We start from the raw sequence: 10,376 nt of genomic DNA, 5'->3' as shown, positions 1-10,376 counted from the left end.
ACCCGCCCCCCCCCCCAAAAAACCCCCCCCTCGCCGGCGCCCGCTCCTTTTGTTTAAACCCCCCCGCGGGGGGGCCCGGCCCGGAGGCCGGGCCCCGTCGCGGAGCGGGTCAGGACTTCGGCGTGGGGCCGTTGCCGAGGGACGAGGCGCCGCTGACGTCGATCACCTGGCCGGAGACCCAGCCGGCCGCGTCGGAGGCGAGGAAGCCGGCCAGGCCCGCCACGTCGGCGGGGGTGCCGGTGCGTCCGAAGGCGGACCAGCTCTCGGCGGCGGCCCGCATCTGCGGGTGGGCGAGCCACGGGTTGAAGTCGGTGTCGATGATGCCGGGGGCGATGGCGTTGACCGTGATCCCGCGCGGGGCGAGGGCCTCGGCCAGGGTGAGGGTGAGGGTGTTCACCGCGCCCTTGGTCATCGAGTACGCCAGCACGTTGGGCATGGCGATGCGGGTCGTCGCGCTGGAGACGTTGATGATCCGGCCGCCGTCGCGCAGCTTGTCCAGGCCCTCCTGGATGACGAAGAGCGGCGACTTCACGTTGACGGCGAGCAGCCGGTCGAAGTCGTCCTCCTTGATGGCGCCGATGGGGGCGAGCAGGCCCGCGCCGGCGTTGTTCACGAGGATGTCGACGCCGTCGGCGTGACGGGTGAACTCGGACCACAGGGCGGCCGCGTCGCCCGCGACGCCCAGCTCCGCCTGGAGGGTGAACGCCTCGCCGCCGGCGGCCTCGATCGCGCCCACCACCTCCTTGGCCTCGGCCTCGCTGCGGTGGTAGTGGACGCCGACCCGGGCGCCGTCCGCCGCGAGGCGCTCCGCGACCGCGCGTCCGATGCCCTTGCTCGCGCCCGTGACCAGCGCGACCTTGCCCGACAGTGTGCTCATCGAGCAACTCCCTTGTTTGTGTGGTGTGTACGGAATTTCGAAAGGTGGTTCAGGGGGCGGGGGGCGGGCCCCGCGAGGACCGGCCCGCCCGCGTCCGGTGCGGCGCTCACGGCTTCGCCTCCGCCGCCCGGGGCCGGGGGATCGCGAGGCACACCGCCGCGGCGACCAGGGACAGTGCGAGCGTCACCCACCAGCCGAGCCGGAAGGAGCCGGTGCCGCCGCCCGCCAGGACCGGCACCAGGAGCGCGACGCCGAGGACCGCGCCGACCTGGCGGGCCATCGTCACGACGGCGGAGCCCGTGGAGAAGCTGGTGGGCGGCAGCGCCGCGACGGCGGCGCCCACCAGGGTGGGCACCGTCAGGCCCACCCCGACGCCGGTGAGCAGCATGCCGGGCAGCAGCCCCGTCACGTACCGGGGATCGGTGTCCAGGGCGAGGACCCACCAGCCGATGCCGAGGGCGAACACCACCGAGCCGGCGGCCGCGACCGCGCCGGCGCCCCAGCGCCGGGTGAGCGGGCCGGCCCCGATGGCGAGGAACGGCACCATCAGGGGCCCGGGGGCGATGGCGAGTCCGGTGGCCAGCGGCGACCAGTGCCAGACGTCCTGCGCCCACAGCACGGCCGAGAGCAGCATCATCGCGAAGGCGACCGCGAACACCAGGTTGGCCAGGGTCGCGGGCGACACGGCCGGCAGCCGCAGCAGGCCGAGCGGCAGCACCGGGGCGGGGTGCCGGGCCGACCGCACGACGAAGACGACGAGGGCCAGGACGGCGGCCGCGAGGCAGCCGAGCACCCGGCCCGAGGTCCAGCCCCAGTCCTCGCTGCGGATCACGCCCAGGGAGAGCAGCGCGATGCCGGCGGTGAGCAGCCCGGCGCCGAGCAGGTCCGGGCGGGCGGCGGTCGCGCGGCCCGGGGTCGGCGGGACGGCCCGCAGGCCGACCGCCCAGGCGGCCGCGCCGATCGGCACGTTGACGAGGAAGATCCAGCGCCAGTCGAGCTGGGTGAGCAGTCCGCCGGCGAGCGGGCCGAAGGCGGCGGCGAGCCCGCTGATCGCGCTCCAGAGGCGGACGGAGGCGATCCGCCGCTCGGGGGGCGCCACGGTCAGCAGGATGCCGAGCGAGGACGGGATGAGCAGGCCGGCGCCGACGGCCTGCACGACCCGGGCGGCGACCAGCGTCCACACGGAGGCGGCGAGGGCGCACGCGATCGAGGCGAGCACGAAGACGGCGAGGCCCCACAGGTACGCGCGGCGCGGCCCGATCCGGTCGGCGAGCGCTCCGGCCGGGATGAGGGAGGCCGCGTAGACCACGGCGTACGCGTTGAGGATCCACGACAGCGTGGCCAGGGACGTGCCGCCGTAGTGGGCGCCCACGTCGGGCAGGGCGACGTTGACGATGAAGACGTCCAGGTTGGACATCGCCACGCCGGACGACACGACGCCGAGGACCACGCCGAACCTGGTGGCCTGGCGGGGGGCGGTGAGGGACATGGGGGTCTCCGGGCTCGTTCTTGGTGGTGCCTGCGTCAGCCGGTGGTGACCGGCAGCCGGTCGTGTCCGCGCTGGACGATCTGGTCGCGGAAGCCGGGGCTGCCGACGACCTTCAGGCCGGGCAGGCGGCGCAGCAGCAGGGGGATCGCGGTCTCGGCGGTGAGCCGGGCCAGGGCCGCGCCGAGGCAGTAGTGGGCGCCGGCGCTGAACGTCAGCTGCTTCTGGTTGCCCTCGCGGTCGGGGTCGAAGCGGTGGGGGTCCGCGAACCGCTTGGGGTCGCGGTTGCCGGCCGCGACGAGGAGGGTGACGGCGCTGCCCCGGACGACCTTCTCGCCGAAGAACTCCAGGTCCTCGCTGGCGACCCGGTTCAGGGCGTGCACGGGCGGGTCCCAGCGCAGCACCTCCTCCAGGTAGCGGTCGACGAAGCGGGGCTCGCCGGTGAGGCGCCGGGCCAGGTCGGCGTCGCCGACGGCGATCCGGACCGCGTTGCCGAGCAGGTCCTGGGGCGCCTCGCTGCCCGCCACGATCACCGCCATGATGTTGGCGATCAGGTCCTCCTCAGTGAGGTCGCTGCCGTCGAGGGCGCGGATGAAGGCGCTGGTGAGGTCGGGGCCGGGCGCGGCGCGGCGGGTGGCGACGAGGTCGGTGACGTACGCGGCGAGCTCCTCCATGGCGGCGTCGCCGGGGGCCAGTTGAGCGAGGTCGCCGACGGGGTCCATGGAGGTGGTGATGGCGGCGATGATCGGGTGCAGGCCGGGCAGGTCCGCCTCGGGGATCGCGAGCAGCTCGCCGAGGACGGCGATGGGGAGCCGGTAGGTGAACTCCTCGACCAGGTCGACCTCGGCGCCGCCGGCCCCGAGCTCCTCGACGTGCCGGACGGCGTCGTCGGCGAGGCGCTCGACCATGGGGGCGAAGGCGGCGACGCTGTGGGCGGAGAAGGCGCTGGAGAAGAAGCGGCGCATCCGCTCGTGGTCGGGTTCGTTGCTGAACAGCATGTTCCTGGTGAGCCACACCCAGGAGGAGTGCTCGCGCCAGCCGGGCATGCGCAGGTCCTGCATGGCCGCGTCGGTCTGGAGGAGGACGGGGTGGCGCAGGGCCTTCGAGATCTGCTCATGGCCGACGGCGAGCAGGTGCGTCTCGCCGAGCCTGACCAGGTCGCCGTGGGCCCGTAACTCCTCGTAGAGGGGGTAGGGGTTCTGCTTGCCCTCGAAGGAGAGCAGCCGGATCATCACGTCCAGCGGCTCGGCCAGGGTCGGGGTCTCGGTCACTGCTGCTCCTGAGGGTGGGAGGGGCGGACGGGGCGGGGGTGGACGGGGTCGGGGCTCACCGGTGGACGGCGGCGAACCGGTGGGGGGCAGGCCGACGGGTGGCGGACCGGCCGCGGACGTTCAGAGCTGTTCCATCACGAAGTCCGCCTTGGTGGCGCCGCACTCGGGGCAGACCCAGTCCTCGGGGACGTCCTCCCAGCGGGTGCCGGGTGGTATCCCCTCCTCCGGCACGCCCAGCGCCTCGTAGTAGACCCAGCCGCACAGCAGGCACATCCAGGCGCGGCGGGCCGTGCGGACGCTCGTGTCGCTCATGTGCTCACTTCTCCGTCGCTCACTTCTCCGTCAGGGGGGTCACGGCGGCGCGTTCGGCCACGAAGCCGGTGATCAGGGCCTGGACCCCGGGGTCGCTGAGGATCCCGATGTGGCCGACGCCGTGCACGGTCTCCAGGCGGGCCCCGGGCAGGGCCCGGGCGATCGCCTCGGCGTCGGCGTACGGGACCCAGGTGTCGGCCGGGTCGTGGACGGCGAGGACCGGGCAGCGCAGGGACGCCCCCCGGGCGACGGCGTCCCAGTGGGAGACCGGGACGCCGTTGCGCCGGTGGAGCTCCGCGTAGACGCGCTCGCGGGTGCCGGGCCCGATCCGCATCCCGGCGCCGTCCCACCGGTCGAGCACGCCGCTCAGGGTGTGGGTGGGCGCGACCAGGACCAGGGCCTCCGGCTCCTCGCCGCGCAGGGCGAGCCCGCTGACCGCCGCGACGGCGCCGAGCGAGTGGGCGACGACCACCCGGGCCCCGCCCAGGCTCTCCAGGACGGCCGCGACCGCCCGGGAGTACTGGGTCATGGTGGCCTGGGAGCCGGGCCACACCCCGTGCGCCGGCGCGTCGAACGCGGCGACGGTGAAGCCGAGTCCGCGCAGCGGGCCGACGAAGGAGTGCATGCTGCTGCTGTCGGACGCCCAGCCGTGCACCAACAGGGCGGTGGGGCTCCCGTCGCCGGGCTCCCCCCACACGTACCCCCCGGTGACGTCCGGGGAGCCGTCCACCGCGAACCGCTGCGCGCCCAGCGGCAGGACGTTGTCGGGACGCAGGCCCAGGGCCCGGGTGTCGCTGAACACGTCGGTCGCCCAGCGCGCGGCGGCGCCCGGGGCGAGCGCGGTCAGGATCCCGTGGGCGGCGCCGCGCACGGCTCGGCGCCCGGTCACCGACCGGCCTCGGCGAGCGGGGGCCCGGGGGTCCGGTCGGACGGGGCCGGCGGCACCTTGGTGCCCGACAGCTCCTGGTAGTAGCCCGACTCGGTGTCGTAGAAGTGCAGGTGGCGGACGATGCTCCACATCTGCCGGAAGGTGAACCGCTCCTCGCGCACCATCCCCGGGTACCGGTCCTTCAGCGCCTGCTGCGCCTTCGGGAGGTGGTAGAAGGGGATCACCGGGGCCACGTGGTGGGCGGTGTGGATCGAGATGTTGTGGGTGAGGAAGAGCAGCCACTTCGGGTAGACGTAGTCCGTCGTGACCAGGAGCCGGCTGGCGTTGCGGGTCCAGTGCTCGGCCGTCAGGTACGGGATGTCGCCGGCGCTGTGGTGCATCAGGGTCGTGGCGCTGAACCAGGCGTGGGTCGCGAGCCAGGGCGCCACGAAGTACAGCAGCACTCCCTGCCAGCCGGTGAAGTAGCCGAGCGCGCCGAAGTACGGGATCCCCAGGGCCACGACGAAGAGGATGGAGCGCCGTACGTCGCGGCGGTGGGACTCCTTCGGGAAGAAGCCGGGCCGGAAGCCGGACTCCACCCAGTAGTTGATGGTGCCGCCCCAGAACGCCCAGGTGCGGGTGGAGAGGTAGACCAGCTTCTGGCCGAGCGGCATGCGCTTGAACATGCCGGCCGGCAAGGGGCGCCAGTCGGTGTCCAGCTCCAGGTGGTTGGTGCTGGAGTGGTGCATGTTGTGGACGTGTCGCCAGGCGTGGAAGGGGTAGGCGAGCGGCAGCAGGGAGAGGTGCCCGACGGCCGTGTTCAGCCGCCGGTTGCGGGAGAACGAGCCGTGCCCCGCGTCGTGCGCGATGCAGTGCAGGCCCCAGCCGCCGAGGCCCGCCAGGAGCCACAGCGGGACCCAGAAGGCCCAGTGGGTGAAGGCGACGGCGACGGTCGCGCCGCCGTAGAGCAGCCAGCTCACCGCGAAGCCGAGCAGTCCGCGCGAGACCTTCGGCTCGAAGTACTCCTTGGGGACGGCGTTCTGGAGTCGCTCGCCCTCGATCGCGGCGGACTGGGCGAGGAACTTCGCGAACCGGTCGTCCGGCGCGGTGGGAAAGTCGAATGCACCCATGCCGAGTTCCTCCTAGACGGCCTGCTCCGGGAGCCGGAGCTCCTTGGCCAGGTAGCCGCTGAGATCGTCGATGGTCTGGTACTCGTAGAGCAGCCCCGGGGAGAGGCGCCGCTCGACGACCTTCTCCAGCGCGCCGGAGACCTGGACGGCGACTCTGGAGTCGAGGCCGTACGACTCGAAGGTGAGCGAGGTGTCGATCTTGTCCTTGGCGACCTTGAGGTGGTCGGCGAGGTAGTCGACGAGCCAGTCGCGCAGGGCGGCCCGGGTCAGCGGGCCGGCCGGCTTGGCGATCTTCTTCTTGAACACGCTGACTACTCCGTCTTGTCGGTGGAGCCGGCGGCCGCCAGGGCCCGTGCCTGCTCGCGCTTCTTCTCGATCTGCTCCTTGCTGGGCTCGCGCAGGTCCTTGACCACGCCGAGCTTGCCGAGGCCGGCGAGCATCCAGCCGCTGAGGTCCGGCTCCAGCCAGGTGACGCCGTGCCGGTACGAGCCGGGGAAGGCGTGGTGGTTGTTCTGCAGGCCCTCGCCGAAGGTGAGGAGGGCGACGGTCCAGTTGTTGGCGCTCTTGTCCTCGTTGTCGAAGGGGCGGCGGCCCACCGCGTGGCAGACGGAGCCGACCATCCAGGCGGCCTGGTTGGCGAGGAAGATCCGGGCGAGGCCGCCGAAGACGATGCCGGTGAGCAGGGACATCGCGGTCTGCTCGACGGCGAACCCGACCAGGCCGGGCAGGATCGTGCCGCCGATCACCCAGACCGGGTAGGTGCGGTGGTAGTACATCAGGCGGCGGCTGCGCAGCACGTCGGGCGCGAAGACCGACCACTTGGAGTTCTCGTCGCTGAGCATCCAGGGCATGTGGGCGTACCACAGGCCGTGCAGGCGCTGCTTGAAGGTGCGGCCGTGCAGGTTCGGCGAGTGCGGGTCGCCCTCCTGGTCGCTGAAGCGGTGGTGCCGGCGGTGGGTGGTGACCCACCACATGACGGGGCCCTGGGCGCCCATCGAGGCGGTGATCATCATGACCCCCTCGAAGACGGGGCCGGTCTTGAAGGCCTTGTGCGCGAGGTAGCGGTGGAAGCCCACCGTGATGCCGAACATGTGGACGAAGTACATGGCTCCGAAGAGCCAGAGGTCGGTGGCGGTGAAGTTCCCGGTGACCAGGAACCAGGCGGCCGCGGCGGTGCCCATCAGGGGCAGGGTCATGGTGGTCAGCGCCGAGAACCGCTTGGTCCGGAGGCTGATCGGGTCCAGCCGGACGATGGCGTTCGCCAGCGCGGCTGAGGAGGCCGTGGCGGTGGACATCAGCTCGCTCCTTTTCGACTCGCGGATTTTCGTTCCGGGTTTCGTGCGGAGGTGCGTGCGGAGGTGCGTGCGGGGTTCCGTTCCGGTGTGCGGTCCGGGTCCCGGCCCGGTTCGGGGCCCGGGTCGCGGCGCGTCTTCCGGTCGGGGTAGCGCACGTCGTCGACCAGGCCGATCGCGTCCAGCAGGCGGATGACGGTGCCGGTCGGGTCGAACTGCCAGAACCCGTGCCGGTTGTGCGCGAGGGAGGGCCGCGCGTGGTGGTTGTTGTGCCAGGCGCCGCCGACCGAGATCGGCACCAGCGGGGGCACGTTGCGGCTGCGGTCGCGGGTGGGGTAGGGCCGGTTGCCCAGGGTGTGGCCGAGGGAGTTGACCGCCCAGGTGACGTGGTCGAGCAGGAAGATCCGTACGAGCCCGCCCCACAGGAGGCCGCCGACGGCGCCGCGCGCGGTTCCGGTGAGCAGCCAGCCGAGCAGCGCGGGCAGCGCGAGGCCGAGCAGGACCCACACCAGGTAGTACTGGTTGAGGCGCATCACGAGCCGGTCGCGGACCAGGTCGGGCACGCGCTTGGCCCAGTTCTGCCGGCGGACCTTGAACAGCCAGCCCACGTGCCCGTGCCACAGGCCGCGCAGCGTGGCCCAGCGGTCGTCGCCGAGCGGGCGGGGCGAGTGCGGGTCGCCGTCGCGGTCGGTGAAGGCGTGGTGCGTGCGGTGGGTGGCCACCCAGAAGAGCACCGGGCCCTGGGCCGCCATGCTGCCCGCGATCCCCCACAGCGTGGTCACCACCGGCTTCGCGGAGAACGAGCGGTGGGAGAAGAAGCGGTGGAAGCCGCCCTCGACGCCGAGCGAGGTGATCGCGTACATGCCGGCGAGCAGTCCGAAGTCCACCCAGGTGAAGCCGTACACGGCCGCGAACCAGACCGCGGCGAGCACGCCGAGGGCCGGGACGCCGACCGTGACGTACGCGAAGCGGCGCGCGGCGACGTCGATCTCGCCCTCGTCCGGCACCGCGTCGGGGAGGGTCGGGTCCGCGTCGGGGGCGTGTAACGCGGCGTCGCGTCCGGCCATCACGCGACCTCGCTTCCGGCCGGGACGGCGAACCGCTTGAGCGTGCCGTCGAGGTAGGCGTCCCTGGTCGCCCTGCGGCGGACCTTTCCGCTGGTGGTCATGAGGACGGTGCCGGGCGGGCCGAAGCGGAGGACGGCGGGGCTCACCCCGTGGTCGGCGGTGACGGCCGCGGTGACCTCGGCGCGCAGGGCGGCCTCCTCGGCGGCGAACCGGCCGGAGGTGCCGCGGTACTCGGCGACGACCACGATCTGCTCCTCCACCGAGTCCGGCACGCCGGCCTCCTCGCCCGACACGGAGAACACGGCCGAGCGGCGCAGGGCGCCGTGGCAGCGCTCGACGGAGGCCTCGACGTCCTGCGGGTGGAGGTTCCGGCCGCTGACGACGATGACGTCCTTGAGGCGTCCGGTGACGAACAGCTCGCCGTCCAGGACGAAGCCGAGGTCGCCGGTGCGCAGGAAGCCCGGTCCCCCGTCCGTACGGCCGGCCGGCCGGGCGCCGAAGACGGCCTCGCTCAGTTCGGGGCGGCGCCAGTAGCCCCGGGCCACGCTCGGTCCGGACACCCAGACCTCGCCGATCCGGCCGTCCGGGAGGACGCCGGCGGTGTCCGGGTCGGCCACGAGCACCTCGTGGCCGACGGCGAAGACGCCGCAGGAGACGGCCTCGACGGCGGTGGGGGCGCCGGCGGGGACGCGTACGGCCGTGCCGGTCGCGAGGGCGTCCTTGTCGAGGAGCTCGCGCCGGACGGCGCCGCTCGCGGTCGGCTTCCCGGTGACGAACAGGGTCGCCTCGGCCAGGCCGTAACAGGGGATGATCGAGGCGGCGTCGTAGCCGCGCGGGGCGAACCGCTCGCGGAAGCGCTCCAGCGTCGTCGCGGAGACGGGCTCGCTGCCGCAGAACACCTGGCGCAGCGCGGACAGGTCGAGGGTGTCCAGGGCGTCGTCGGGGATCTGCGTGGTGGCCAGCTCGAAGGCGAAGTTGGGGCCGACGGTGATGGTGACCCGGTAGTCGGTGAGGGCCTTCAGCCAGCGGTAGGGGTCCTGGACGAAGTGCACCGGCGAGAGCATGACCAGCGGCCAGCCGCCGTGCAGGGCCAGCATGATGGTGCCCATCAGGCCCATGTCGTGGTACGGCGGGAGCCAGGAGCAGCCGATCCGGTCGGGCTCCATGCCCATGTGGGCTTCCAGGACGCGGCAGTTGCTGACCAGGTTCTCGTGGGTGAGGACGATGCCCTTGGGGTCGCCGGTCGATCCGGAGGAGTACTGGAGGAGCGCGGGGTCCGCGAGGACGAGCGGCGGGGCCTCGGCGGCGGGGTCCTCGGTGAAGAGGGAGGTGTCGGGGAAGACCCACCGCGGGCTGGCGACGCCCTCGGGGTAGCGGGTCTCGAAGTCCTCGACGTGCGGGGCGAAGCGTCCGTCGGTGAGGACGGCCTGCGGGGCGCAGTCGACGACGATGGAGAGGAAGCGGGCCGTGGCGCGGCGCCCGAAGGGCGGGAAGGAGGGGACCGCGGTGCAGCCCGCCCGTAATATCCCGAACAATCCGGCCACGTAGTCCAGTCCGGGGTCGAGCGCGAGGACCACCCGGCCGCCCGTCAGGCCGAGGCGGGTGAGTTCGCGGGCGACCGCGCGGGAGCGCAGTTCGAGGTCGCGGTAGGTCCAGTCGACCGGGTGGTCGGTGGTGCCGTCCGGCAGGAAGCGGAAGGCCAGGGCGTCGGGGTGGGCCTCGGCGCGGGCGGTCAGGATCTCCGGCAGCGACAGATCGCCCGGAGGGCTTGCGAAGGGTTCCATCGAGGACAACGGCCTTTCTGAATCGGTCTGGTCGCTCACGGACATCTCGACGGCGCGCCGGCCGCCCCGGCGCCGGGGCGGCCTCCGGAGAGGTCGCCCCGGCTTCGGGCCCCGCCTTCGCGAGGGCCGCTCCCGGGGCCGGGGCGGCCGGCGCGGCGGGGCACCCCCCGCGCCCGGGCCCCCCCGTGCGGCAGGCCCACCCCCGCCCCCGGGGGAGCCCGCGCAAAAGGCCCCCCCCCCGCCGGGGGCCGCCCGCCCCCGCGGGGGCGGGGGGCGCGGGGGGGCCGCC

The 10,376-nt window shown here is 73.5% G+C and carries 10 protein-coding genes; all 10 read right to left on the bottom strand.

Features of this window, described 5'->3' with window-relative positions; genetic code table 11:
• Positions 1-109 precede the first annotated feature (109 nt).
• Positions 110-877, bottom strand: coding sequence for an SDR family oxidoreductase (locus ACWGSR_RS37100; RefSeq protein WP_366372692.1), 768 nt, complete (start codon positions 875-877; stop codon positions 110-112).
• 106 nt (positions 878-983) lie between these two features.
• Positions 984-2,366 carry an MFS transporter gene (locus ACWGSR_RS37095; protein ID WP_453573734.1) on the bottom strand — a complete coding sequence of 461 codons (1,383 nt, stop codon included), beginning with the start codon at positions 2,364-2,366 and terminating at the stop codon, positions 984-986.
• 35 nt (positions 2,367-2,401) lie between these two features.
• On the bottom strand, positions 2,402-3,634 hold the full coding sequence (locus ACWGSR_RS37090; protein ID WP_366372690.1) for a cytochrome P450: 1,233 nt from the start codon (positions 3,632-3,634) through the stop codon (positions 2,402-2,404).
• Between the two features lie 120 nt (positions 3,635-3,754).
• Positions 3,755-3,946, bottom strand: a complete 192-nt coding sequence (locus tag ACWGSR_RS37085; protein ID WP_366372689.1) for a rubredoxin — start codon at positions 3,944-3,946, stop codon at positions 3,755-3,757.
• A 19-nt stretch (positions 3,947-3,965) separates the two neighbouring features.
• Positions 3,966-4,835: an alpha/beta fold hydrolase gene (locus tag ACWGSR_RS37080; RefSeq protein ID WP_376240245.1), complete on the bottom strand. Its 870-nt coding sequence runs from the start codon at positions 4,833-4,835 to the stop codon at positions 3,966-3,968.
• On the bottom strand, positions 4,832-5,944 hold the full coding sequence (locus tag ACWGSR_RS37075; RefSeq protein WP_376240242.1) for a fatty acid desaturase: 1,113 nt from the start codon (positions 5,942-5,944) through the stop codon (positions 4,832-4,834). Before ACWGSR_RS37075 ends, ACWGSR_RS37080 begins: the two co-directional genes overlap by 4 nt.
• 12 nt (positions 5,945-5,956) lie before the next feature.
• The gene (locus tag ACWGSR_RS37070; RefSeq protein ID WP_366372686.1) at positions 5,957-6,250 is read right to left on the bottom strand and encodes an acyl carrier protein; all 294 of its coding nucleotides are present in this window, start codon (positions 6,248-6,250) and stop codon (positions 5,957-5,959) included.
• Between the two features lie 5 nt (positions 6,251-6,255).
• On the bottom strand, positions 6,256-7,239 hold the full coding sequence (locus tag ACWGSR_RS37065; protein WP_366372685.1) for an acyl-CoA desaturase: 984 nt from the start codon (positions 7,237-7,239) through the stop codon (positions 6,256-6,258).
• Positions 7,239-8,303 (bottom strand): acyl-CoA desaturase, encoded by a 1,065-nt coding sequence (locus tag ACWGSR_RS37060; RefSeq protein WP_376240239.1) that lies wholly within the window; start codon positions 8,301-8,303, stop codon positions 7,239-7,241. The genes ACWGSR_RS37065 and ACWGSR_RS37060 overlap by 1 nt, the downstream gene beginning before the upstream one ends.
• Positions 8,303-10,087 carry a fatty acyl-AMP ligase gene (locus tag ACWGSR_RS37055; protein ID WP_376240236.1) on the bottom strand — a complete coding sequence of 595 codons (1,785 nt, stop codon included), beginning with the start codon at positions 10,085-10,087 and terminating at the stop codon, positions 8,303-8,305. Before ACWGSR_RS37055 ends, ACWGSR_RS37060 begins: the two co-directional genes overlap by 1 nt.
• Positions 10,088-10,376 lie beyond the last annotated feature (289 nt).

Source organism: Streptomyces sp. NPDC055632 (assembly GCF_053618675.1).
This window is presented reverse-complemented; position numbering and strand designations above follow the sequence as displayed.

What these genes read in the sequence shown, in the direction of transcription:
- ACWGSR_RS37060 (WP_376240239.1), bottom strand. Translation starts at nt 8,303, where the DNA reads ATGGCCGGACGCGACGCCGCGTTACACGCCCCCGACGCGGACCCGACC.
- ACWGSR_RS37100 (WP_366372692.1), bottom strand. Translation starts at nt 877, where the DNA reads ATGAGCACACTGTCGGGCAAGGTCGCGCTGGTCACGGGCGCGAGCAAG.
- ACWGSR_RS37075 (WP_376240242.1), bottom strand. Translation starts at nt 5,944, where the DNA reads ATGGGTGCATTCGACTTTCCCACCGCGCCGGACGACCGGTTCGCGAAG.
- ACWGSR_RS37055 (WP_376240236.1), bottom strand. Translation starts at nt 10,087, where the DNA reads ATGGAACCCTTCGCAAGCCCTCCGGGCGATCTGTCGCTGCCGGAGATC.
- ACWGSR_RS37065 (WP_366372685.1), bottom strand. Translation starts at nt 7,239, where the DNA reads ATGTCCACCGCCACGGCCTCCTCAGCCGCGCTGGCGAACGCCATCGTC.
- ACWGSR_RS37085 (WP_366372689.1), bottom strand. Translation starts at nt 3,946, where the DNA reads ATGAGCGACACGAGCGTCCGCACGGCCCGCCGCGCCTGGATGTGCCTG.
- ACWGSR_RS37095 (WP_453573734.1), bottom strand. Translation starts at nt 2,366, where the DNA reads ATGTCCCTCACCGCCCCCCGCCAGGCCACCAGGTTCGGCGTGGTCCTC.